A 22,464-nucleotide genomic window follows, 5' to 3' on the forward strand; every position below is an offset into this window, starting at 1 on the left:
ACGCAGGCACACCGACCGTTGCCTCCTGCCTTGGCATAACCTCTGGCGGAACCTGCGCAAACAACAATAACAACGGAGACAACGATGGCTCACTCCAGCTCGCAAGCAAAGAAAGCGACCGCCAGTGGATGGATAGGCTCGGCACTCGAGTACTACGACTTCTTCATCTATGCCCAGGCCGCTGCGCTGATTTTCCCGCAGATTTTCTTCCCTAACACCGACCCGAAAATGGCCATCATTGCCTCGTTGGCCACCTATGGCGTGGGCTACCTGGCACGCCCGATCGGCGCCTTCGTACTGGGCCACTGGGGTGACACCCGCGGTCGCAAGAACGTCCTGCTGCTGTGCATGTTCCTCATGGGCCTGTCGACCATGGCTGTCGGCCTGCTACCCACCTACCACGACATCGGCTACCTCGCACCGGCCTTGCTGGTGGTGTTGCGCCTGATCCAGGGCTTTGCCGTGGCCGGGGAAATTTCCGGTGCCAGCTCGATGATCATGGAGCACGCGCCGTTTGGCCGAAGAGGCTACTACGCCAGTTTCACCCTGCAAGGTGTGCAAGCGGGCCAGGTTCTGGCGGCGGCGGTATTCCTGCCACTGGCTTACTTCATGCCTAGCGAAGCCTTTACCGAATGGGGCTGGCGCATTCCGTTCCTGATGAGCGCCATCGTGCTGATTGCCGGCTTCATCATCCGCAAGGAAGTGCACGAAACCCCAGCGTTCGTGCAAGAAGAGAAACAGGACAAGGTTGCCAAGTCACCCATCAGCGAGGCATTCCGCCACAGCTGGAAGCACATGGTGCTGGTGATGTTCATGGCCCTGATGAACGTGATCCCGGTCGTGGCCACCATCTTCGGTGCGGCCTACGCGGTGCAGCCGGCGTATGGCATCGGCTTCGACAAGAGCGTCTACCTGTGGATTCCGGTGGTCGGCAACATCGTTGCGGTGCTGGTGATCCCGTTCGTGGGCAACCTGTCTGACAAGATCGGCCGTCGCCCGACCATGATCGCTGGCTGTCTGGGCTCTGGCCTGCTGGCCTTCGTCTACCTGTATGCGATCAGCATCCAGAACGTGCCGATGGCGTTCGCCGCCTCGATCGTCATGTGGGGCATGGTCTACCAGGGTTACAACGCGGTGTTCCCAAGCTTCTACCCAGAGCTGTTCCACACCCGCTACCGCGTTACGGCCATGGCCATCGCGCAGAACATCGGCACCATGCTGACCGCCATGCTGCCCGCGCTGTTCGCAATGGTTGCTCCGCCGGGCTCGGACAACATTCCGCTGGTAGTCGGTGGGCTGGCCTTCTTCATCACCGGCGTGTGCGCCCTGGCGGCCTACATTGCCCCGGAAACCCACCGCCTGGCGATGGACGACCTGGGCAACCCAGACGCCAAGCCGATGGAAAAGGCTGCCTATGAAGCCAGCCGTAAAGGTAGCTTTCAGGCGGTGAGCCACTGATAGATTGCAGGGGCTGCTTTGCAGCCCCTTCACGGGCAAGCCCGCTCACACAGGTGCCGTACAGGCTTCAGCCCTGATGCGATCCCTAGAGAGCGGGCTTGCCCGCGAAGGCTTCAGCCCTTGATCACGTCCTGCAGACGTGCCCACAGCCGCTTCACATCCCCCCGCTCGGTCGGCAGCGCACCAATCGAAACCCGCACCATCCACCGCCCGTCCAGTGTAGCCGGCGTCACATAAGCATCGCCGGATGCATTCAGCCGCTCGGCCCAACCCTTGGTATGCGCATCCAGCGCCTCCCCTTCAAGCCCCGCCGGTCGATGGCGAATGCACAAGGTCTGCAGCTGTACTGGCGCCAGCACTTCCCACTCCGCCGCCGTCTCGACCTGCCCCGCCAACCACTGGGCATTATCCAGGTCACGCCGCAGCCGCGCCTGCAATGCATCGACACCCTCGCTGCGCAACATGAACCACAGCTTCAACGCACGGAACCGACGGCCCAGCGGAATGCCCCAGTCGCGCAGGTTCTTCACCTCGCCATCCACCGCCGACTGCAGGTAGCTGGGATTGGTGCTCATCACGCGAATCAGGTGCTGCGGATCGCGCACGTAGTAGATCGAGCAATCGAAGGCCACACCCAGCCATTTGTGCGCGTTGACCACCACCGAATCGGCCAGCTCGATGCCGTCCCACATCCAGCGGCACTCGGGCAGGATCATCGCCGAGCCGGCCATGGCCGAATCAACGTGCAACCACAGCCCATTAGCCTGGGCGATTTCGCCCACCGCGCGCAGCGGGTCGAGGGCAGTGGTCGTCGTGGTGCCGGTGGTGGCAACCACGGCGCAGGGCTGGTTGCCGGCAGCCAGGTCCTGTTCGATCGCCGCCTGCAGTGCTTCTGGGCGAAGGGCGTAGCGGTCGTCGGTGGGGATCAGGCGGATATTGTCGCGGCCAAAACCTGCCAGCAGTGCAGCCTTGTCCACCGAGCTGTGGGCGTGGGCGCTGACATACACGATCAAAGGCTTGGGCTCGGCCTGCAGGCCACCACGTACCAAGGCGTAGTCAGTGGCGCGTTCACGGGCACTGATCAGCGCCACCAGGGTGCTGGTCGAGGCAGTGTCCTGGATCACCCCACTCCACTGGGCAGACAGGCCAAGTAACTGGCGCAGCCAGTCGAGGGTGGTTTCTTCCAGTTCGCTCAGGGCCGGGCTGGATTGCCATGACAGGCCCAGCACGCCCAGACCAGTACTGAGGAAGTCCCCCAGCACCGAGGACAGGGTGCCATTGGAAGGGAAATAGCCATAGAAATCCGGGTGCTGCCAATGGGACAGGCCGGGCATGACCAGGTTATTGACGTCGTCGAGAATGGCCGCGAAAGGTTCGCCTTGTTGAGGGGCAGTTGCGGGCAAGGCGGCCTTGAGATAGCCAGGTTCGACCTGGGCCATGACCGGGCGCTCGCCCACGGTCTGGCGGTAGTCGGCAATCAGGTCGATCAGTTGGTGGCCGTACTGGCGGAATTGTTCGGGGGTCACGCTAGCTCTCCTGGGGTTATCCATTGCCTGTGCTGGCCCTTTCGCGGGTAAACCCGCGCCTACAGCCGCGAAGAAGCCGCACAATCAACACAATGTCCCAGTCTAGGCACCTATCCCCAGCCGAATAACCCCGCTTCACGCATAGCTGCTATGGCGAACCCGCATGCCCGCCCTGCACCCCGAACTGCGACTGGCGCCACAGCTCGAACACCCGGTTGCGCAACCAGCGGTGCTCGGCCGAAGCCTGCAGGCGCTGGTGCCACACCACCCAATAGCGCTGGCTGTGGTCAATGAAGCCCAGTGGCCGCCAGGCCAGGTGATGTAAACGGCACAACTGCCGGGCAATATGCTCGGGGACCGTGGCCACTGCCTGACTGTTGGCAATCACTTGTACCGTGGCGCAGAAGAACGGCACTTCCAGGCTGACCCGCCGCTGCAGGCCCTGTGCACGCAAGTGCCGGTCGATGAAGCTGTCCTTGTCGCCACCGCCCGAAATGCGCACATGCTTGTACGCCAGGTAGTCGGCCTGGCTGAGCGCAGCCTGCGCGGCCAACGGATGATCCTGGCGCATCAGGCATACCGCGCGGTCCTCACCCAGCAGCCGCCCATGCAGGTTGGGCGGCGACTCGTCAAACAAGGTGGTCGCCAGGTCGATTTCTCCGCTGGCCAGCAAGGCGTACTGGCCGGCCTGCCAGGTGCGGTACTCCAGCGACACACCTGGCGCTTCGCGCTCCAGCGCCGCCACCAGCAGCGGCAGCATGTGCTCGGCCACATAGTCCGAAGCGGCCAGGCAGAACCGCCGCTCGCAACGCGCCGGGTCGAAGATGGCGGGCTGGCGCAGCGCGTGCAGTTCTTCGAGCACCTGGCGCAAAGGCTCGACCAGGGCTTCGGCGTGTTCGCTAAGCACGTAACCACGCCCTTGGCGCACCAGCAATGGATCATCGAAGGCTTCGCGCAGGTGGGCCAACTGGCGGCTCAGGGCCGATTGGCTGACACCCAGGCGCTCGGCCGCGTGGCTGAGGTTTTTAAGCTGCAACAGGTGGTCGAGGGTACGCAGGTGGGCGAGGCTGAGGGAGGCGAAGGTGGGGTTCATGCAGGCTCCCTGCGGTGGAATTCAAGGGCCCTCTCGCGGGCAAGCCCGCTCTCACAGGGTTCTCACATCGTTCAGCATCGTGAAAAACCTGCGGGAGCGGGCTTGCCCGCGAACAGGCCGCAACGCGGCCCCGACGATTACTCGGTCAGGCCAACATAGACGTTCTGCACGTCATCGTGCTCGTCGATCGCCTCGAGGAACGCTTCGACCTCGGCCAACGCTTCAGCACTCAGGCTGGCCGCGCTTACCGGGTTTTTAGGGGTGTAGCCGATTTTTGCTGCGGTCACGGTGAAACCATGCTCTGGCAGGGCCTTCTGCACCGCGTCCAGGTCGGTGGTGTCGGTAATGAACAGGGTCGAGCCCTCTTCTTCACCTTCCTCGAAGTCCTGGGCACCGGCTTCGATCGCGGCCATTTCCGGATCAGCGTCAGCGCTCGCAGGCGTGGCTTCGATCAGGCCTACATGGTTGAAGTCCCACGCTACCGAACCGCTGGCACCCAACTGGCCCTTGCGGAACAGCACGCGGATCTGCGCGACGGTGCGGTTGATGTTGTCGGTCAGGCACTCGACGATCAGCGGTACCTGGTGCGGTGCGAAACCTTCATAGCTCACCGCATGGTATTGCACGGCATCACCGTCCAGGCCAGCGCCCTTGCGGATTGCCCGATCCAGGGTCTCGCGGGTCATCGAAGCCTTCTTGGCTTGCACGATGGCCAGGCGCAGGCGCGGGTTCATGTCGGGATCGGCACCCGACTTGGCCGCGATCTGGATTTCCTTGGACAGCTTGCCCATGATCTTGCCTTTGGCATTGGCCGCTGTTTCTCTATGTTTGGCTTTCCACTGTGCGCCCATGTCGACTCTCTTGTTTCAGCGGCCGGTTCAGGAAGCGACCGGCCAAAAGTGGGTGCATTTTATACGCCCTCGAGCATGGGATCGACAAGAAATCTCATCAGCCTTTATCGGCTTTGCCCGCCGCCGCGGCAAACCGCGCCAACCGCACGTCCAGCCTTCGCGGGCGCACACCACGATCTTCGGCCTGCTCCTTGCGGCGGATGGCATTGCGCACCACCAGCGAGCCCAGGTAGCGGATCGGCTCGGGCGGGAACAGCCCCAGCGGCCCTTTGACCAGCGGCGACCGGGTCCACGGGTTGTCCAGTCCCAGCGCCAGCGACGAAAGAATCTGCCCGCCCATGTGGCACGGGCCAACACCGCTGCCGGAGTAACCAAAGCCATAGAACACGTTGCCCTGCCCGTCCAACCGACCAAAGAACGGCAGGCCGGTTACCGAGCGATCCGACGGCCCGTTCCAGCTGGCCGCCAGTGGCACCTCGGCCAAGGCCGGGAAAAAGCCGCCAAGGCTTTCGCGCAGCAACCGCCGATACGGCGACGGCTGGTCGAACACCGGCAACATGCGCCCGCCATAGGCAAACGTGTTGCCGCCCTTGCCGAGCATCAGCCGGCCATCGGAGGTGTTGTGGTAGTAGTGCACGAAAATACGCGAGTCGAGCACGCTGATGCCGCTGTCCAGGCCGATCTGGCGCAGCAGCTCGGGGCACGGTTCGGTAATGACCATGTCGCTGGAAACGATCGCCACACTGCGCTCGAACTGCGGGAAGACGCGCGCCATCCAGGCATTGAGGCCCAGCACGACACGGTCGGCGCGCAGCGTGCCGTGGGCCGTGCGTACCTGCACCGGGGCGCCGTGCTCCAGGCCGGTCATGGCGGTGCCTTCGTAGAGCCGCACGCCGCGCTGCAAGGCCACCCGGCGCAGGCCGCGCACCAGTTTGCCAGGCTGCACGGTGGCGGCGGCCGGCGAGAACCAGCCCTCCAGGTGCCGTGCCGAACCGGCCAGGCGCTGCACCTGCTCCAGCGGCAAGCGGCGGAACGAGTTGATGCCCTTGTGCTCCAACGCGGCGATCACCGCGTCGGTGGCACCGACCTGCGCTGCGTTGGTGGCCGTGTACAGCGTGCCGTCCAGGCGGTAGTCGCAGTCGATGCCATTGGCCGCGCAGAACACACCGATGTCTGCGATGCTGCGCTCCGACTCGCGTACCAGCCGCACCGCCTCCGCCGCCCCGAACAGGCGTTCGAGGGTGAAGTACTTGGCCGACCAGGACAACGCACAGCCCCCATTGCGGCCGCTGGCTCCGGCACCACAGATGTCGGCCTCGATCAGCACCACATCCAGGGCCGGTACCGCTTCCTTGAGCATCAGCGCCGTCCACAGGCCGGTGTAGCCGCCGCCGACAATGCACACATCGCAACGGGTATCGCCTTTCAGCGGCGGGCATACCGCCTCCTGCGCCGAATCCAGGGCCTGTTGCAGCCAGAAGGGTCTCATTCGCTCGCTTTCCTTTAAGTACGCAGTGGCTTGATTGCCATGCTGGTGTTCGGTGCCACGTCGGTGCCTTGCGCGCTGCTGGCCGGGCGGCTGTTCCAGTGCGGCAGCAACACCAGCGCCGAGAACAGCGCGCAGCCCGCGAACACGATGAACACCGTGACGCCGTCGAAGTAACCCGGCAGCAGCCCGCCCAGCACCGCGCCCACCGAGCCACAGCCGTTGACGAAACCTGCTGCGGTGGCGCCGGCCTTGGCGGTGCCGAAGTCGATGGCTGCAGCGCCGCTGATCATCGAGTCCGGCCCGTACAGGGTCAGGCCCATGACGAACAGCAAGGCCACCACCAGCAGCACGCTGCCGGTGTGCATGGCCGCCATGAACAACGCCAGTGTCACGGTCAGCAGCACCAGGCTGATCACGCAGGCCGGCATGCGCCGGGCGCCAAACAGTTTGTCCGAGGCCAGGCCGATCATGATCGGGCCAAGCAGCCCGGCCAGTTCGAAAGCAGTCGGGATGATTGCCGCGCCCACTTTGCCCACCGAGGGCATCTGCTCGAAGACGATCACAGGGCCCCACAGCAAGATGGCGTAGCGCGCAGGCTTCAACAGGAAGTACGCAAGGCCCAGGGTCAACACCGTGCGGTTGCGCAGGATCTCCCGCAGGGGTGCCCACACGCTGCACAGGTTGCCGGCCGGGGCCATGCTTTGCGGCTCGGGCTCAACCGCCGGCAAGCCGACGTCCTCGGGTTTGTTGCGCTGCAGGAAGAAGAACAGCACCGCCACCAGCGCCACCACTGCCGCGCTGGAGAAGAACGCCGCATGCCAGGTACCCACCAGGGTGTAGGCCCACCAGCCCGCGAACGGCGAGGCCACCAGGCCGCCGAAGGCATAGCAGGAACTCCACAGGCCCAGCACCCGCCCGCGCTGCGAAGCCGGGAAGAAGCTGCCGATGTTCTTGCACAAGCCGGCCCAGCCGGTGGATTGCGCCAGGCCCTGTACCAGCATGCAGGTGGCGAAGATCGGGAAGGTTGCGTAACTGCCCATCACCACTGCCGCCGCCGCAGAAATCAGCAACCCGCCCAGCACGACCACGCGCGGGCCGAAGCGGTCGGCAAGCATGCCCCAGGTGAATTGGCCCACGGCATAGGCGGCCAGGTAGATGGCGTCCAGGTTGGCCATGGCGGCCTTGTCGAGCATGAAGCCTGGGTCTTCGGCGATGCCCAGTTTGGCCACCGAGAAGGCTTTGCGGGTGAAGTAGAAGGCGGCGTAAGCCAGCCAGGTGATGGCGAAAATCTGGATGCGCCAGCGTTTGAACGCGGCTAGGGATTGGTTCATGTAAGTCTGACCTCTTGCTCAAGTGTGCCGGCAGAATGTGAAGAAACGCCTGTCTTGTTCTTGTGTTACGCACAGCGATGACGAGGCTGTCATCGGGTCAGGTGGCGCCGTGTGAGCGCCATGGCCCTGGCGGCATTCGTGGTGCCAGCGTCGGGCTGAAATCCATGGAAACAGTTGCTGTAAGATAAATAAAATCGATTTATCGTATTACACACATAAGCCCAGCTTGTTACTGAGGTCGTCATGTCGGTTTCCCACGCTCAACTCAAGGCTTTCCACGCGGTGGCCGTACACGGCAGCTTTACCCGCGCCGCTGAAAGGCTGTTTCTTACCCAGCCTGCGGTGTCCGATCAGGTGCGCAAACTGGAGGAGCGCTTCGGCGTATTGCTGTTCCACCGCAACAAACGCTCGGTGCAGCTCACCGACCTTGGCGAGCGGCTACTGGGCATCAGCCAGCGCCTGTTCGCCTGCGAGGCCGAGGCACAAGAGCTGCTGCACGACTCGCGTGCGCTGCACACCGGCAGCCTGGTGCTGGCAGTGGATGCGCCGGTGCACGTGCTGCCGCAGATCGCCCGCTTCTGCCAGCGTTTTCCGGGTATCCAGGTGAAGATCGAAACGGGCAATACCGACGAATCGCTGGCGCGGCTGTTCAGCTATCAGGCCGACCTGGCCCTGCTGGGGCGGGATGTCGACGATGAGCGCCTGCATTGCCTGCCGCTGCGTCGTGACCCGATGGTGGCGTTCGTTTCCCACCACCACCCATGGGCCAGCCGTGGCTCGATCAGCCTGGCCGACCTGGACGACACGCCACTGGTGCTGCGCGAGCCCGGCTCGGTAACGCGGCAAACGCTGGAAGAAGAGATGCAACGTGCCGGCCTGCGGATACGCGCAGCGATCCAGGTGGAGGGCCGGGAAGCGGCGCGTGAAGCGGTGGTGGTAGGGATTGGTGTGGGTGTGGTGTCGGCGGCGGAGTTCGGTGCCGATGCGCGGGTGTGTGCGTTGCCGATTGTCGATTGCCAGCGGCATTTGACCGAGACCCTGGTGTGCCTGAGCGAGCAGCGTACACGCCGGGTGGTGGCGACTTTCCTGCAGATGGTCGAGGAAGGGGGGTAGGCCTGTGCTGGCCTTTTCGCGGGCTCGCCCGCTCCCACAGGTCCTGCGCGGCATCCGGAATCTGTGGTGATGCTGTGGGAGCGGGCGAGCCCGCGAAGGGGCCAGATCAGGCAACCCGACTATGCTGGGATAACCCCAATCCCCGGGCGCCCACCCCATGCTCTACCGCCTTGCCGCCGACACCCTGGTGCTGCTGCACCTGGCCTTCATCCTGCTGGTGCTGTTCGGCGGGCTGCTGGTGCTGCGCTGGCGCCCTGCCCTGTTGCTGCACTTGCCGGCCCTGGCCTGGGGCCTGGCGGTGGAGTGCCTGCACCTGGGCTGCCCGCTGACCACCTGGGAAAACCGCATGCGCAATGCCGCCGGTGACGCCGGTTACCAGGGCAGCTTCGTCGAGCACTACGTCTGGCCACTGATCTACCCCGCCGGCCTGACCCCGCAGATCCAGCTGCTGCTGGGCACCCTCGTGCTGGCGCTGAACCTCGGCATCTACAGCTACGTGGCCTGGCGCTGGCGCCGCCCTAGCGGGTAGCGATCACGAACAACCGCGGGAAGGGCAACAGGACCTTGCCATCAGAGGCCGGCGGATAATCGCGCTGCATGGCCTGCAGGTACATCTGCAGGAAGTCGGCCTGCTCCTGCTCATCAAGCCTGGCCAGATAAGGCCGCAACGCCGAGCCCTTGAACCATTCCACTACCGCTTCGGCGCCCCCCATCAACGGGTGATGATAGGTGGTGCGCCACACATCCACCCGTGCGCACAGCGGGCTGAGCAAGTCGTAGTAGAACGCCGCGTTGTGCCGTGGCGGCAGCTGCAAGTCGGCGAACTTCGCCGCCCAAGGGCCTTGGCTTGCGATCTCGCGCAACTGCCGGTGGGCCGGCTCGTCGAGGTTGTCCGGGGTCTGCACGGCCAGGCTGGCGCCTTCGCTGAGCTGGCGCACCAGATGCGGATACAGCAAGGCGTGGTCAGGTACCCATTGCAGCGAGGCATTGGCCAGGATCAGGTCCTGCGGCTCGGGGGCAGCCCAGCCGGCAATGTCGGCAATGACCGTGCGCACACGCGGGATGCACAGCCGCTTGCGCTCACGGGCCTTGTCGATCATGTCCGGGTCGCTGTCCAGCGCCGTCACCTGAGCATCGGGGTAACGTTGCAGCAGCACTTCGGTCGAGTTACCGGGGCCGCACCCCAGGTCGGTGGCGTGGCGCACCGGCCGTGGCGGGATGGCGGCAATCAGGTCGCGTACGGCGCGTGTGCGTTCGTCTTCGAACAGGGAATACTGGTTGGCAGACCAGGCCATGTGCGGCTCCTTTGGGCGGGCAATGTGCCTAGCATATGCCATCTGTCGCCCGGCGGGACGGTTGCGAACGGATTACCCCGGAACTGATCACCTCTGCTTGAAGTCAGTCCTTGCATGCGCACGCCCTTGAAGACCTACATCGCCCTCGCCATCCTGGCCCTGATCGCTGCGGCCGCCCTGCTCGGTTCACCGTGGATGAACCAAGGTTTCCACATGCCTGCAGAAAAAGCCCAGGCCCAACAACGCGAAACGGCCGGGTCCCCAAGGGAGCCGGCCGTTTCCAGACGCGAGTGACGCTTAGTGCTGCTTGCTACCAGAGCGGATCTGGTGCACCACACCCATCGCCACCACGACCGCCGCAGCGATACCGGTGGAAATGACCAGAATCTGGTAGTCAGGCATGAAGGCCATGGTGACCAGGGCAGCCACGATGAACGCGATCACCAGGTAGGTCAGCCACGGGAACAGCCACATCTTCAGGCGTACTTCCTTGCCCTCGGCAATCAGCTTGCGGCGCATGCGCAGCTGCGAGAAGGCGATGACCAGGTACACCAGCAGGGCGATCATGCCGGTGGTGTTCATCAGGGTGTCCAGCACGTCTTTCGGGCGCAGGGTCTCGCTGAAGTTGATCAATGCACACACCACGGCCACGGCGCACGAACCCATGATCGCGTACACCGGTACACCGGTACCGGCGCGGGTGATCTTGAAGAACGACGGCGCATCGCCACGCTGGGCCAGGGAGAACAGCATGCGCGAAGCGGTGTAGTGGCCCGAGATCAGGCAGCTGCTCACCGAAGTCAGCACCACGAAGTTCATCAGCAGCTCGGCATACGGCACGCCCAGCAGTTCCAGGGTACGGCGATAGGCGCCATAGCCAGAAACACCCAGGTGCGGGTCGTTCCACGGTACCAGGCAGACGATCAGGAAGATCGAGCCGACGTAGAACAGGCACACACGCCAGACCACCGAGTTGGTCGCCTTGACGATCTGCGCAGCCGGGTCTTTGGCTTCGGAAGCGGCGATGGTGACGATCTCTGCGCCGAGGAAGGCGAACATCACCCCGAGCAAGGCACCGATCACAGTGGTGATGCCATTGGGCATGAAGCCTTCGGCGGTGAGGTGGCTGATGCCACGCACTTCACCGAACTGCCAGATGTTCATCACGGCAGCGGTACACACGATCAGGAAGCAGACGATCGCAATCACCTTGATCAAGGCGAACCAGAACTCGAACTCACCGTAGTGCTTGACGTTGAAGAAGTTGACGGTGATCAGCAACAGGGTCGTGGCCAGCACGAACACGTTGACGCTGACGTCGGGGAAGAAGCCATGCAGGATCTTGCCCGCCACATAGGCTTCCCAGGCCATGAGGATGACCCAGTACCACCAGTACAGCCAGCCGATGGTGAAACCGGCCCAACGGCCAATGGCGCGGTCGGCGTAGGTTGAGAACGAGCCGGTGTCAGGCGAGGAAGTCGCCATTTCACCCAGCATGCGCATGATCAGCACCACCAGGATGCCGCCTGCCAGGTAGGCCAGGACAGCGGCTGGGCCGGCGCTGTGGATCACGCTGCCGGAACCGACGAACAAGGCGCCGCCGATAACCCCGGCGATCGACATCATCGTCAGGTGGCGCGACTTCAGCGAGGCACTGAGCTTGCTCTCGTGCCCGCTTTTCGCGGTGGTGGTTGTGGATGTTGCGTCCATCAGTTGTGTACCCCGTGCTTCTTTTTATCCAAGGAAAACTGTGAAACCCCGATGGCTGGCGATTTCACCTGTACATCAGTGCTAATGCGGGCAGGATGGTGTGAACTTACACACGCAGGCCTTCCATGGCGGCCTGCTGACGCGCCCCAGGGCGACTGCCTGAGGCGAACTGAACATGCTTTATGTGGCGATATCCGACACCTAATGTAAAAATGTCCGACGCAGAGAGCCATGCACAGTGGCATGAATCTCGCACTGCACTGTATAGGTCGCCCATGCAGTACACCCTGCAGACGCCAGGCGATACGCACCCTGAAGGCCCCGAATGTTCGAATTACATCCAGACTCCTCTACCCCGCTGGTCAACCAGATCATCGATGGGCTGCGCGAGCTGATCGACAACCAAACCCTCAAGCCAGGCGCCAAGGTCCCGTCGATCCGCGCCTTTGCCGCCAGCTATTCGGTGAGTACCTTCACCGTGGTCGAGGCCTACGACCGCCTGGTCGCCCAGGGGCTGCTGGTGAGCCGTGGCAATGCGGGGTTCTTCGTCAACCGTGCGGCGGGCGAACTGCTGGAGCAGCACAACACCGAGGCCGACACCAGTCGACCAACGTTCAACTCCGAGTGGTACCTGCAGCAGATTTTCGAAATCCGCCAGTTGCCGTACAAACCGGGGTGCGGCTGGCTGCCCAACGACTGGATGTACGAAGACGGCCTGCGCCGCGGCCTGCGCCAGGTGGCCGGCAGCCCGCTGGAGTTGTCGGGGTACGGCGACCCCATGGGCCTGATGGAGCTGCGTGCGCTGACCGCCCAGAACCTGCAACAAGAGCTGTCGATCGTCGCCAACCCAGCACAGCTGATGCTCACCCACGGCGCCAGCCAGGCCCTGGACCTGGCCGCACGCACACTGGTGCGCCCGGGCGATGTGGTGCTGGTGGACGACCCCGGCTACCCGAACCTCATGAGCATCCTGCGCACCCAAGGCGCAACCCTGGTAGGCGTGCCACGTACACCGGCCGGCTACGACCTGAACCAGCTGGAGCAATTGCTCACCCACCACCGCCCGACGGCGTTCTTCACCCAGCCGCACCTGCACAGCCCGACGTGCTCGCGCACCCCGCTGCCGCAGTTGCACCGCCTGCTGCAGCTTGCCAGCCAGCATGGCTTCCGCCTGGTGGAGAACAACCTGTACGCCGACATGGTCGCCGAGCCGCAGCCATGCCTGGCCAGCCTCGACCATCTGCAGCAGGTGGTGTACGTGGGCAGCTATTCCAAGAGCATTTCACCCAACGTACGGGTCGGCTACATGCTGGCCAACCCCGAGCTGATGCAAAAACTGCTGCACCTGAAAATGCGCTCAGGCCTGACCACTTCGCAGGTGATGGAGCGCGTGGTGTATGCGGCGATCATCGACGGGCGCTGGCGTAAGCACCTCAAGCGCCTGCGCCAGCGGCTGGCCGAGGCGCACCAGGAAGTTGGCCGGCATCTGCATCGATTAGGCTTCGAACTGTTCACCGAATCGGATGAAGGCATGTACATCTGGACCCGCCACCCGGCGATTCCCGACAGTGCAGCGTTGCTGGACGATGCGCTGGAGAAAGGCATCATGCTTGGGCCTGGGCAGTTGTTCATGGTCGACGCCAAAGCGACCGGGTGGATGCGCTTCAACGTGGCCTTCAGTACGGACCCGGCGATGTGGGAGTTGTTGGAGAAGGTCTTCGTCAAGCATGTGCGCCGGAGTGGGATGTAGTTCGCCACGACATCCGCACCGCCTGTGGGATTGAGCGCCGCCCGCGCGCCACGACATCTCACAGGCGTTGAAGATGTTGTGGCATGCACTTATTGGCTCCATCACCCCCTTCGCGCTTGCTCCTCTCGCCCCAAATATTCCTGGCGCGTTAGAGCCTGTGACTACAAGGAGCAGGTGCAGGAAAGTGACTGGGGCAGGGAGCAGGTTTGAACTGTGTGATCAAAGAAGTTAAGAAGAAGTGTTGTGCCTCATGAGCCACCGAATTATAAAGACTGCATCTACTGCTTTTTCCCGCCAGAGTCAGGCCTACCGCCACTGTAGGTGGTTTTCAATTCTCCCTATCCCGGCGTGAGAATTATAGGGGCTTACAGCTGACGCCCCTACAACCTGGACAAAGCCGGGGGCCCAATCGAACGAATGGATTGGAGAGAGGCCCGGATCACAGCAGGCGGCGTCGAGTTAGTCAAATTACAAACAAGTCGACTTCTGCCGTCAGGCGCGAACAAAATGATGATAGATAGACTCGAAAAAATCTACAGCGCACACTACAAGCAACCGACATCGACAAGCGATTTTTCATACATGAAATAAGGGGGCTTGAGCACCTCCGCGCCCTTGGCATTGCTGATAAAATTCTACCAACTGATGGCGGCGAGACTTGGAACAATATTCACGCAGCCACTTTGGAAGACTATCAGCCTGGATCAGACGCCGAGCTATTATATACAGCGCAAGCGCTAGAAGCAGAGGTAATCCAGCTTGAGCGGGAAAACCATGGATACCATTCACGATGTAATTAAAAACGAATCTCCTACGGATGTAATTTTATTTTTCACCAGAGGTACTGGCATCTCCCACCCGCAACTAGACAGGCTTTACACCCAGAACAATTGGATTCACCTAGGTGACTGCATTGGCCTCATCGAACTGATCAGACGAATGACGAGCGACGGCTTGATTGAGCAAAAAGCCGGTGGATATGTGAAAGGCCCAAAATGGACGGCACCAAAATTCATGCTCGAAAATAAGTACACTTTCAATCAAAGTTGACAGCACACCAGCGGGCGTTGGCCGGCGTACCCGGTGCGGTGCAGTTCGTCGGCGACACTGACGCCATCGGCATCGCGAATGGCCAGCGCCTCGGCCAGCGCGAGGCTGCCAGTGAACACCGCCGAGCCGAACAGGGCCGGGATGAAGCGCGCGCCCTCCTCGTTGGTCCATACGGCAATGTCCAGTGGCTTGCGGGTTTGGATGTCCAGGTCGCTCAGGCGCCGCACCACTTGACCGAGGCCTGATGCCACAACTTGGATCCCATCTTGTGACAAGGTATGCTAGGCAATAGCTAAACGCCACTACCCAGGCAGGCTTGGTGCCTGTCTTCAAGGATGAGCCCTTTGCCCAGCCACCCGACCCGCCACACCATCGCCCGCCAGTGGCAACTGCTCAAGTTACTGCCCGGCCGCCACCCAGGCATGAGCTCCACCCAGTTGCAGGCTGCCCTGACAACCGTGGGCCATTCCACCAGCAAACGCACCGTCGAGCGCGACCTGGTGGAGCTCGCCGCACTGTTCCCGCTACAGTGCAACAGTAAAGGCATGCCTTATGGCTGGTACTGGCAACCGGGCTTGAGCCTGGGCGAAGCGCAGCAGCTGCAACCCGACGCACTTACCCCCCCGACACACGTTGTACTGTATGCCTGGGTCGATGACGCGCTGGCCCGCCGCCTGGAACAGTCACCCCTGTCCGTCGATATGCAACTGACGCCGCAGGCTGGCGGCGGCGCCGCGCTGGTGGCCACCGTCGACGACAACCGCGCGCTGATGGGCTGGCTGCTGTCCCAGGCGGGTTCGATCCGCATCCAGGCGCCGCAGGCGCTACGTGCGGCCATGATTGAACAATTGCGCCAGAGCCTGGCGCTGCATGAGGGCGAAGGCGGCTGCAAGCAATAGCGCCAACGGCGTCAGTAGGTTCCTGGATACGCCCCGCCATCGATCAGCAGGTTCTGCCCGGTGATGTACCCGGCATGCGCACTGCACAGAAATGCGCAATACGCGCCAAACTCCGCGGCTTCGCCAAAACGCGACGCCGGAATGGCCTTGCGCCGTGCCTGGGCAGTGACTTCCACATCACCACCCGCCGCCTTCAAGGTCTTTTGCAGGCGCGCCGTGTCGAACGCCCCAGGCAACAGGTTGTTGAGTGTCACATTGCGGCCCGCCAGGCGCTGCTGCCGGGCCAGGCCGGCAATGAATCCGGTCAGGCCACTGCGGGCACCGTTGGATAAACCCAGCATGTCGATCGGTGCCTTCACCGCGCCGGAGGTGATGTTCACCACCCGGCCAAAACCACGTTCGGCCATGCCATCGACCACCGCCTTGATCAGCTCGATGGGCGTGAGCATGTTGGCGTCCAGCGCCTTCAGCCAGTCATCACGCTCCCAATCACGGAAGTCCCCCGGTGGCGGGCCACCGGCGTTGTTGACCAGAATGTCGACCTGCGGGCAGGCCGCCAACAGCGCCAGGCGCACCTTGGGATCGGCCACATCACCTGCCACGGTATGGACCTCGATGCCCGGGCAGGCCCTGCGCAACTCGCTGGCGGTCTGCTCCAGGGTGGCCTGGGTACGGGCATTGATGACCAGGTTGACGCCTTCTTTGCACAGCGCTTCGGCGCAGCCTTTGCCAAGGCCTTGGCTGGCCGCGCAGACGATGGCCCAGCGGCCGGTGATGCCTAGATCCATTGGTTTGCTCCTAGATGCAATCAGGGTTACAGGGTGACTGACAGGCACTGCCGGGGGGCAATCTAGAGCACAGGACAGGGCCACCGATAATGAAAAGAACTGATCCACCGATAACCGCCGCTTATCCCAACCAGCGCTTCGACAACGGGCTGGGAATAGAGGGGTAGCGTCACACTTCACCCGCCGTCAGTTCCTCCACCAGCAATCGTGCCGCAGGCGATAACGGCGCCGCGACCCGGTGCACGATGCCGAACGGCTCGCTCAGCGCCCGTAGCGGCACCGCCAGCGACACCAGCAACCCGCGCTGCTCGGCAAAGGCCGCCACTGCACGGGGAATGACCGCCACCAATGTCGGGTCATCTTCAAGCAGCATGAAGGTGGCGAAGGTGGAGAAGGTCTCCAGCGGATAACGCGACACCGCCACCCCAGCCTCGCTCAACTCGCGTTCCAGCGCTTGGCGCATGGGCATGTTGGCCGGATAAACCACCCAGCGATAATGGCTAAGGTCGCTGATCTTGAGTGCCGCCGCCCCGGCCAGCGGATGCTGCGGATGCGCGACCACCGCCAGCGGCTCCTGGGCCAGTTCGACAAAGCCATATTCCGCCGCGTTGCGGCCCAGCCCTGGCCGGCAGATGGCCAGGTCCAGGCGCCCTTCGTCCAGCTGGGCGAGCAGGTTGGCGCTGGTATTCTCGGCAATTTCCACTGCCAGTTGCGGCTGTTTGCGGCGCAAGCGCCCGAGGGCGCTGACCAGTGTGGGCATCGCCCCCATGATACTGCCCACCGCCAGCCGCCCGCCCTGGCCTTGGACGATGCCCAACACCTCTTCGCGCAGATGCCCCAGGTCGCTGTGGATCAGCCGCGCGTAGCGCACCACGCAGCGGCCCACCTCGTTGGCAACCAGGCCGCTGGGCATTCGCTGGAACAACGGTACGCCCAGCACCTCCTCGACCTCGCGCAGGGCCTTGGTGGCGCCGGGCTGGGAAATGGCCATGGCTTCAGCTGCCTTGTGCAGCGAGCCACAGCGGTCCAGCTCAATCAGCAAGCGCAACTGGCGCAGGCGCAGGCGAGAAAAAATGGCGTCCAGAGAAGGAATCATCAGGCAGGCTCGGCAGGGGTTTCGTCATGCCGAGCACTATAGAGGGTCGTCTGCGGGGGCGTGTTGCGTTTTCAGCAAATGACCCTTGATCGCAGAACGCATGCACGCATTTTTCTGCAGGCTGTTTTACCGCGGAACACGACGCGCCAGGCAGGCATAGGCCAAGCCCAGTACGCTGGCCGCCAGTATGCCAAGCAGTATCATCAGCTCACGGCTGTAACGGGCCACCATGGCCGGAAAACCGATGACTTCGCGGTACACTTGCACATTGGCCTCACCATCGGCATGGCTGATACTGACCCCGCCATGGCGAATCTGCGAGTAGTCGGCATCGAAATACACCCACACCTTGCAGGTGCCACCTGGCTCGATGGCCGGGATATCAACCTGGGCGGCGGGGGTTTCCAGCAGCGTGTCGTTGCCGGCAGCATCGCGCACCTGCACCAGGCCTTTGGCTGGCAGGCGGATTTTTACCTGCCGGACCTGCGCATTACCGCTGTTGTGCAGTTCGATCAGCAGGCCGGCACGGTGGTCGACCAGCCCGGCCTCGAAAGGCTTGGCGAACAGCTGGGCATAAGGGGCCTGCGCCATTTCGATGAGCCGCTCGACCTGATCATGGCCCAGCTGGCCTTGAACGATACCGTTGATTTGCCCCTGCAACTGCTCATACTTCAGCTGTTCGCTGGCCTTGCTGATCCGCTCGCTGAACTGGCTGGGGTAAGTGAGGTAGGCATAGGTCAGTGACGCCTCAAGGCGCGGATTGCCCCTGAGCAACGCGTAGGCGGCCAACAGGACCATCAGGCCGATCAGCACGGCGACGAGAAGCTTCCCCACCTTGTCCCAGCTCAATGCATGCTTCCTTCTGTCGTGTTACAGACGATTAAAACCGCCCAAGGGTGCCAAGTTCGCGCCCCCCAGGCAAGCCTGGCTAGGCTTCGCCCCCGCCTTCGCGCGCCTGACGCATCTGCAGCAGCTGGCCGTCGATCAGTGACTTGGCCATCCCGGCCAGGTAGTACGTGGCCTTCATCATCACCTGGCGGTCGTCAGGCCTGTCGATGGCCTTGCGGGTGATCTCGGTGATGCAGCCCATGATGCCCGAAGCTTCCATCAGTGCGGTGCGTATTGGCAGTTGCGGTTTCATTTGCACCAGTTCGGCATCGCTGTTGCCAAAGCGGCTCGCGGCTTGCACGACATAGGGCTTGCTGCTGTTTTTCGGCGTTTCGCTGTCCATGTCCATTCCTCAAGGTTAGGCGCTTGCCGAGGCTAGGCCGCTGCCTACCCCATTACAATGACAAAGGGGTGGAAAGGGTCACTTTAGGAAATGGACTACAAGAACCCTGCACAGGGAGCGCCGAGCCCCCGCTCAGCCCCCTTGACCCGCCCCCGGCAGTGGCGGACGATCAACCTCCCCCACACAAGGACGAACACCATGCTGCGGATACTGGGAAGAGCCTCTTCCATCAATGTGCGAAAAGTCCTGTGGGCCTGCGCCGAATTCGAGATCGCGTTCGAGCGCGAAGACTGGGGTTCCGGCTTCAAGGCCACTGACAGCACCGAGTTCCTCGCGCTGAACCCCAACGCCATGATTCCGGTGATCCAGGACGGCGACTTCACCTTGTGGGAATCCAATAGCATCATCCGTTACCTGGCCAGCCGCTACGGCGCCACCGCGTTCTATCCCGGCGAGGCCCAGGCGCGGGCGCGGATCGACCAGTGGATCGACTGGCAGGCCTCGGACCTCAACCGCTCTTGGAGCTACGCGTTCATGTCGCTGGTCAGGCATTCGCCCGCTCACCAGGACCCACAAGCACTGGCTGCCGGTTGTGCCGAGTGGTCACGCTACATGCGCATCCTCGACCGCCAGCTGGCCAGCACCGGTGCCTATGTGGCCGGCAGCCAGTTCACCCTGGCCGACATCCCGATCGGCCTGTCGGTCAACCGCTGGTTCGAAACGCCGTTCGAGCACCCGCACCTGCCCGCGGTGCGCGATTATTACGAGCGCCTGAGCGAGCGCCCTGCCTATCACCTGCATGGCCGAAACGGTACCCCGTAGTACCCGCAAGGACGTGTATCCAGGGGCGCAAGGCGCCCCAAGGTTCCGGCCTGTTACAGCGCAACCTGCCGCCCGGCTACCACCCCTCGCCCACGCCAGGCAAACAGCAGTACCAGCACCAGCCCCAGCGCCGCCATCGCAGCCCCCGCCAGGGAAATCGCCGGGTAGCCCAGCCCCGCGTTGATCACCGCGCCACCCAGCGCCGCACCGATCGCATTGCCCAGGTTGAACGCGCCAATGTTCACCGCCGAGGCCAGGTTGGGCGCATCCTTGGCCGCTTCCATGACCCGCATTTGCAGCGGCGGCACCAGGGCAAAGCTGGCCGCCCCCCAAACCAGGATCGCCAGGGCCGTCGGCAGCGGCCAGTCCAGTACCAGCGGAAACACCAGCAGCACGGCAATCAGCCCAGCCAGTGACAGGATCAGGGTGCGATCGATCGAGCGGTCCGCCGCCTTGCCGCCCCATACGTTGCCCAAGGTCAGGCCGACACCGAACAGCACCAGCATCGCCGTCACGAAGGGGGTGGACGCCGCCGCTTCATGCTGCAGGATCGGCGCAATGTAGGTGAACACGGTGAACATTGCGCTGGAACCCACCACGGTCAGCAACAAGGCCGCCAGTACCGGCCTGCGGCCCAGCACACGGATCTCGGCCATGGCACCCTCGCCCTTGGGCGACGCAACATTGGGCAATGCGTACCAGAGCGTGGTCATCGCCACCAGGCCAAGCCCGGCAATACCCCAGAACGCCGTGCGCCAACCCAGCATTTCACCCAACCAGGTCGCTAACGGCACGCCGCCGATGGTGGCCAGGGTCAACCCCATGAACATTGCAGCCACGGCCCCGGCGCGCTTCGCCGGCGGCACCACACTGGCCGCGACGATCGAGCCGATGCCAAAGAAGGCGCCGTGGTTGAGTGAAGTGACCACGCGGGCCACCAGCAGGCTGGCGTAGTCGCTGGCCAGGGCCGACATCAGGTTACCCAAGGTGAAAATGGCCATCAGCCCGATCAGCAGGTAACGGCGCGGGATCTTCACCGTGGCCAGGGTCATCAGCGGCGCGCCGATCAGCACGCCGATGGCATAGGCACTGACCAGCAGCCCGGCAGCAGGGATGGAAACGCCAAGGTCGGTAGCGATACTGGGCAACATGCCCATGGGGGCGAACTCTGTAACGCCGATGCCGAAGGCACCGATGGCGAGTGCGACAAGCGGTGGATTGATACGCATGGCAAGCTCCTTATCTATGCCGTAAATGCTACGATCCGTTCCAAACGCGCACTAGACTGCATTTTTGCGAACCACCTTTGCCTGAGAGGCACAAATGGACTTCAGTGGCAGATCCGGAGAGATGGAGATTTTTGCCAAGGTGGCGCAAGCGGGCAGCCTGTCTGCCGCCGCCCGGGCGCTGGGCCTGACACCCTCGGCGGTCAGCCGTATTCTCGCCCGCACGGAACAGCGCCTGGGTACCCGCCTGCTGCTGCGCACGACCCGGGCGCTCACCCTCACCCCCGAGGGAGAGGCCTACCTGCGCGGCGCACGGCGGGTGCTGGCGGACATGCTGGAAGTGGAAGAAGCCATCACTGACCAAGGCGTGCCACGCGGGCGCTTGCGGGTCAGCGCTGCGCTGGGCCATGCCCGGTTGACCGTAGTGCCGCTGCTGGCGGCCTTCAGCGCACGCTACCCGCAAGTGCTGGTTGACCTGACCCTCAGCGACGAGGTGGCTGACATTCTCGGCGGCCAGGCCGACGTCGCGCTGCGCTTCGGTCATCTGCCGGACAGCTCGTTGAGCGCTCGCGCCATTGGCGAGACCGGCCAGGTAGTGGTGGCCTCGCCCGATTACCTGCAACGCCACGGTACCCCGCTTGCACCTGAAGACCTGGCCCGGCACAACTGCCTGCGCTTCAACTTCCGCCGCGCGATGCCCGACTGGCCGTTTCACCGCGACGGGCATACGTTCTCACTGAAGGTTAAAGGGAATATCGAATGCAGCAGCGGCGAAGCGCTGGCACAGCTGGCCAGGCTGGGCGCCGGCGTGGCGCGTATCGGCACCTTTACCGTGGCCGATGACCTGGCCAACGGGCAACTGGTGCCGTTGCTGGAGGCTTACAACCCGGGTGATCGGGAACCGATTCATGCGGTGTTCGTCGGCGGCCCGGCGATGCCGGCGCGGGTGCGGGTGTTTGTGGATTTTCTGGTGGAACAGCTATCTGACGGCCTGTAGGGTCGGCCTCATGTCGCGACAGGGCCGCCCACGCGCGCCCTGATCAGTCTCATCGCGCTTGCATGCCGGCCAGGATAAAGCCCATGAACCGCCGCACATCCGCCCGGTGTGCCGTCATGTCCAGCGGCTCGCGGCTGCAAAGGCGCAGCAACTGAAGGTGCCCGTAATCGTTGATCAGGAACGCCGCATAGCCCACGTCCAGCCCAGCCGCCAGCCTGCCGCTGTCGCACAAGTCCTGTAGCAGGCATTTCAACTCGTTGACCAACGCGTCGTTGACGCGCCTGTAGGCATCCGGCACGCCCTGCTGCTCAGCCCCCAGCAACGGCAGCAACGGCGGCAATATCTCGCGCCAGAGCGGTGCAGGCAGCACCTCGAATGCGTAATCGGTCAAGTGCGCTTCGTAGCAGCACAGGGCCTCCAGCGCATCGTCGAATTCCGGCAGGCGCCGCCGGGCTTCGGTCACCGCCCGGTGGTCGGCCTCGCGGAGCTTCTCCAGCAAAATTTCCTGCTTGCTGCCGAAATAAGCAAACACCGTGGGCACCGACACTGCGGCCAAGCGCGCGATCTGCTCCATGGTGGTGGTCTGGTAACCCTGCGTTTCAAACAGGCCTAGCGCCGTTCGGCTGATGGTTTCACGACGCATCGCCTTCTGCTGCTCGCGCAGTCCGCTCACATTCACACCTTTTTCGAATCGTACACGTCGGCGCACAGCATAACGCAAAGCTGCGCCGTAAAAATA

22 protein-coding genes and 1 pseudogene are annotated in these 22,464 nt (G+C 63.3%); 9 read left to right on the plus strand and 14 right to left on the minus strand.

What is annotated here, in order from left to right; translation table 11 throughout:
• Positions 1 to 84: 84 nt before the first annotated feature.
• Positions 85 to 1,458 carry an MFS transporter gene (locus REH59_RS17835; RefSeq protein WP_014860854.1) on the plus strand — a complete coding sequence of 458 codons (1,374 nt, stop codon included), beginning with the start codon at positions 85 to 87 and terminating at the stop codon, positions 1,456 to 1,458.
• A 113-nt stretch (positions 1,459 to 1,571) separates the two neighbouring features.
• On the opposite strand, the gene REH59_RS17840 is transcribed toward REH59_RS17835, so the two are convergent.
• From REH59_RS17840 to REH59_RS17860, 5 genes are all read right to left on the minus strand, one after another.
• A complete protein-coding gene (locus REH59_RS17840; RefSeq protein ID WP_014860855.1) occupies positions 1,572 to 2,984 on the minus strand; it encodes a DOPA decarboxylase in 1,413 nt (470 codons plus the stop codon).
• A 148-nt stretch (positions 2,985 to 3,132) separates the two neighbouring features.
• Positions 3,133 to 4,077 carry a LysR family transcriptional regulator gene (locus REH59_RS17845; RefSeq protein ID WP_014860856.1) on the minus strand — a complete coding sequence of 315 codons (945 nt, stop codon included), beginning with the start codon at positions 4,075 to 4,077 and terminating at the stop codon, positions 3,133 to 3,135.
• A 137-nt stretch (positions 4,078 to 4,214) separates the two neighbouring features.
• Positions 4,215 to 4,928: a YebC/PmpR family DNA-binding transcriptional regulator gene (locus tag REH59_RS17850; protein ID WP_004575404.1), complete on the minus strand. Its 714-nt coding sequence runs from the start codon at positions 4,926 to 4,928 to the stop codon at positions 4,215 to 4,217.
• A gap of 97 nt (positions 4,929 to 5,025) precedes the next feature.
• Entirely contained in the window at positions 5,026 to 6,417 is a 1,392-nt protein-coding gene (locus REH59_RS17855) for an FAD-dependent oxidoreductase (protein ID WP_014860857.1), read from the minus strand.
• A 14-nt stretch (positions 6,418 to 6,431) separates the two neighbouring features.
• Positions 6,432 to 7,748 carry an MFS transporter gene (locus tag REH59_RS17860; protein ID WP_014860858.1) on the minus strand — a complete coding sequence of 439 codons (1,317 nt, stop codon included), beginning with the start codon at positions 7,746 to 7,748 and terminating at the stop codon, positions 6,432 to 6,434.
• Positions 7,749 to 7,991: 243 nt separating this feature from the next.
• Between REH59_RS17860 and REH59_RS17865 the strand changes: the two genes are divergently transcribed.
• Positions 7,992 to 8,861, plus strand: coding sequence for a LysR substrate-binding domain-containing protein (locus REH59_RS17865; protein ID WP_014860859.1), 870 nt, complete (start codon positions 7,992 to 7,994; stop codon positions 8,859 to 8,861).
• Positions 8,862 to 9,018: 157 nt separating this feature from the next.
• Entirely contained in the window at positions 9,019 to 9,390 is a 372-nt protein-coding gene (locus REH59_RS17870) for a DUF2784 domain-containing protein (protein ID WP_003250774.1), read from the plus strand.
• Here the strand turns inward: REH59_RS17870 and tam are convergent.
• On the minus strand, positions 9,380 to 10,156 hold the full coding sequence (gene tam, locus REH59_RS17875) for a trans-aconitate 2-methyltransferase (protein WP_003250773.1): 777 nt from the start codon (positions 10,154 to 10,156) through the stop codon (positions 9,380 to 9,382). The two genes, REH59_RS17870 and tam, sit on opposite strands and share 11 nt — an antisense overlap.
• 114 nt (positions 10,157 to 10,270) lie before the next feature.
• On the opposite strand from tam, the gene REH59_RS17880 reads away from it, so the two are divergent.
• The gene (locus REH59_RS17880) at positions 10,271 to 10,450 is read left to right on the plus strand and encodes a hypothetical protein (protein ID WP_014860860.1); all 180 of its coding nucleotides are present in this window, start codon (positions 10,271 to 10,273) and stop codon (positions 10,448 to 10,450) included.
• A 3-nt stretch (positions 10,451 to 10,453) separates the two neighbouring features.
• Here the strand turns inward: REH59_RS17880 and REH59_RS17885 are convergent, their stop codons facing one another.
• Positions 10,454 to 11,866: an amino acid permease gene (locus REH59_RS17885; protein WP_004575400.1), complete on the minus strand. Its 1,413-nt coding sequence runs from the start codon at positions 11,864 to 11,866 to the stop codon at positions 10,454 to 10,456.
• A 325-nt stretch (positions 11,867 to 12,191) separates the two neighbouring features.
• Here REH59_RS17885 and REH59_RS17890 point away from each other — a divergent pair, with 325 nt between their 5' ends.
• Together REH59_RS17890 and REH59_RS17895 are read left to right on the plus strand one after the other, a co-directional pair.
• On the plus strand, positions 12,192 to 13,616 hold the full coding sequence (locus REH59_RS17890; RefSeq protein ID WP_012052839.1) for a PLP-dependent aminotransferase family protein: 1,425 nt from the start codon (positions 12,192 to 12,194) through the stop codon (positions 13,614 to 13,616).
• Between the two features lie 774 nt (positions 13,617 to 14,390).
• Positions 14,391 to 14,666: a hypothetical protein gene (locus REH59_RS17895; protein ID WP_128573741.1), complete on the plus strand. Its 276-nt coding sequence runs from the start codon at positions 14,391 to 14,393 to the stop codon at positions 14,664 to 14,666.
• An 8-nt stretch (positions 14,667 to 14,674) separates the two neighbouring features.
• On the opposite strand, the pseudogene REH59_RS17900 reads toward REH59_RS17895, so the two are convergent.
• A pseudogene (locus REH59_RS17900) lies at positions 14,675 to 14,917 on the minus strand (Zn-dependent hydrolase); the annotation flags it as partial.
• 93 nt (positions 14,918 to 15,010) lie between these two features.
• On the opposite strand from REH59_RS17900, the gene REH59_RS17905 reads away from it, so the two are divergent.
• The gene (locus tag REH59_RS17905; RefSeq protein ID WP_014860861.1) at positions 15,011 to 15,565 is read left to right on the plus strand and encodes a WYL domain-containing protein; all 555 of its coding nucleotides are present in this window, start codon (positions 15,011 to 15,013) and stop codon (positions 15,563 to 15,565) included.
• Between the two features lie 11 nt (positions 15,566 to 15,576).
• Here the strand turns inward: REH59_RS17905 and REH59_RS17910 are convergent, their stop codons facing one another.
• From REH59_RS17910 to REH59_RS17925, 4 genes are all read right to left on the minus strand, one after another.
• Positions 15,577 to 16,353 carry an SDR family oxidoreductase gene (locus REH59_RS17910; RefSeq protein WP_014860862.1) on the minus strand — a complete coding sequence of 259 codons (777 nt, stop codon included), beginning with the start codon at positions 16,351 to 16,353 and terminating at the stop codon, positions 15,577 to 15,579.
• A gap of 169 nt (positions 16,354 to 16,522) precedes the next feature.
• Positions 16,523 to 17,449, minus strand: coding sequence for a LysR family transcriptional regulator (locus REH59_RS17915; protein ID WP_003250758.1), 927 nt, complete (start codon positions 17,447 to 17,449; stop codon positions 16,523 to 16,525).
• Positions 17,450 to 17,575: 126 nt separating this feature from the next.
• Positions 17,576 to 18,298 (minus strand): hypothetical protein, encoded by a 723-nt coding sequence (locus REH59_RS17920; RefSeq protein ID WP_014860863.1) that lies wholly within the window; start codon positions 18,296 to 18,298, stop codon positions 17,576 to 17,578.
• Between the two features lie 79 nt (positions 18,299 to 18,377).
• Positions 18,378 to 18,680, minus strand: a complete 303-nt coding sequence (locus REH59_RS17925) for a DUF3077 domain-containing protein (protein ID WP_014860864.1) — start codon at positions 18,678 to 18,680, stop codon at positions 18,378 to 18,380.
• A gap of 198 nt (positions 18,681 to 18,878) precedes the next feature.
• Between REH59_RS17925 and REH59_RS17930 the strand changes: the two genes are divergently transcribed.
• Positions 18,879 to 19,502 (plus strand): glutathione S-transferase family protein, encoded by a 624-nt coding sequence (locus REH59_RS17930; RefSeq protein WP_010953466.1) that lies wholly within the window; start codon positions 18,879 to 18,881, stop codon positions 19,500 to 19,502.
• Between the two features lie 53 nt (positions 19,503 to 19,555).
• Here REH59_RS17930 and REH59_RS17935 read toward each other — a convergent pair whose 3' ends face one another.
• Complete coding sequence (locus tag REH59_RS17935) at positions 19,556 to 20,731, minus strand: MFS transporter (protein WP_014860865.1); 1,176 nt, start codon at positions 20,729 to 20,731, stop codon at positions 19,556 to 19,558.
• A 94-nt stretch (positions 20,732 to 20,825) separates the two neighbouring features.
• On the opposite strand from REH59_RS17935, the gene REH59_RS17940 reads away from it, so the two are divergent.
• Complete coding sequence (locus tag REH59_RS17940; RefSeq protein WP_121783687.1) at positions 20,826 to 21,725, plus strand: LysR substrate-binding domain-containing protein; 900 nt, start codon at positions 20,826 to 20,828, stop codon at positions 21,723 to 21,725.
• A gap of 49 nt (positions 21,726 to 21,774) precedes the next feature.
• Here the strand turns inward: REH59_RS17940 and REH59_RS17945 are convergent, their stop codons facing one another.
• The gene (locus REH59_RS17945) at positions 21,775 to 22,398 is read right to left on the minus strand and encodes a TetR/AcrR family transcriptional regulator (protein ID WP_012052848.1); all 624 of its coding nucleotides are present in this window, start codon (positions 22,396 to 22,398) and stop codon (positions 21,775 to 21,777) included.
• Positions 22,399 to 22,464 lie beyond the last annotated feature (66 nt).

It is taken from the genome of Pseudomonas sp. BO3-4 (genome assembly GCF_034044115.1).
In the GTDB taxonomy this organism is placed as follows: domain Bacteria; phylum Pseudomonadota; class Gammaproteobacteria; order Pseudomonadales; family Pseudomonadaceae; genus Aquipseudomonas; species Aquipseudomonas alloputida.

Bases quoted from the DNA above. Each gene is read 5' to 3' on its own strand.
- REH59_RS17915 (WP_003250758.1), bottom strand. From the start codon at position 17,449: ATGATTCCTTCTCTGGACGCCATTTTTTCTCGCCTGCGCCTGCGCCAG.
- REH59_RS17895 (WP_128573741.1), top strand. From the start codon at position 14,391: ATGGATACCATTCACGATGTAATTAAAAACGAATCTCCTACGGATGTA.
- REH59_RS17860 (WP_014860858.1), bottom strand. From the start codon at position 7,748: ATGAACCAATCCCTAGCCGCGTTCAAACGCTGGCGCATCCAGATTTTC.
- REH59_RS17870 (WP_003250774.1), top strand. From the start codon at position 9,019: ATGCTCTACCGCCTTGCCGCCGACACCCTGGTGCTGCTGCACCTGGCC.
- REH59_RS17835 (WP_014860854.1), top strand. From the start codon at position 85: ATGGCTCACTCCAGCTCGCAAGCAAAGAAAGCGACCGCCAGTGGATGG.
- REH59_RS17930 (WP_010953466.1), top strand. From the start codon at position 18,879: ATGCTGCGGATACTGGGAAGAGCCTCTTCCATCAATGTGCGAAAAGTC.
- REH59_RS17910 (WP_014860862.1), bottom strand. From the start codon at position 16,353: ATGGATCTAGGCATCACCGGCCGCTGGGCCATCGTCTGCGCGGCCAGC.
- REH59_RS17845 (WP_014860856.1), bottom strand. From the start codon at position 4,077: ATGAACCCCACCTTCGCCTCCCTCAGCCTCGCCCACCTGCGTACCCTC.
- REH59_RS17940 (WP_121783687.1), top strand. From the start codon at position 20,826: ATGGACTTCAGTGGCAGATCCGGAGAGATGGAGATTTTTGCCAAGGTG.
- REH59_RS17890 (WP_012052839.1), top strand. From the start codon at position 12,192: ATGTTCGAATTACATCCAGACTCCTCTACCCCGCTGGTCAACCAGATC.
- REH59_RS17850 (WP_004575404.1), bottom strand. From the start codon at position 4,928: ATGGGCGCACAGTGGAAAGCCAAACATAGAGAAACAGCGGCCAATGCC.
- REH59_RS17880 (WP_014860860.1), top strand. From the start codon at position 10,271: ATGCGCACGCCCTTGAAGACCTACATCGCCCTCGCCATCCTGGCCCTG.
- REH59_RS17865 (WP_014860859.1), top strand. From the start codon at position 7,992: ATGTCGGTTTCCCACGCTCAACTCAAGGCTTTCCACGCGGTGGCCGTA.
- REH59_RS17885 (WP_004575400.1), bottom strand. From the start codon at position 11,866: ATGGACGCAACATCCACAACCACCACCGCGAAAAGCGGGCACGAGAGC.
- REH59_RS17925 (WP_014860864.1), bottom strand. From the start codon at position 18,680: ATGGACAGCGAAACGCCGAAAAACAGCAGCAAGCCCTATGTCGTGCAA.
- tam (WP_003250773.1), bottom strand. From the start codon at position 10,156: ATGGCCTGGTCTGCCAACCAGTATTCCCTGTTCGAAGACGAACGCACA.
- REH59_RS17935 (WP_014860865.1), bottom strand. From the start codon at position 20,731: ATGCGTATCAATCCACCGCTTGTCGCACTCGCCATCGGTGCCTTCGGC.
- REH59_RS17855 (WP_014860857.1), bottom strand. From the start codon at position 6,417: ATGAGACCCTTCTGGCTGCAACAGGCCCTGGATTCGGCGCAGGAGGCG.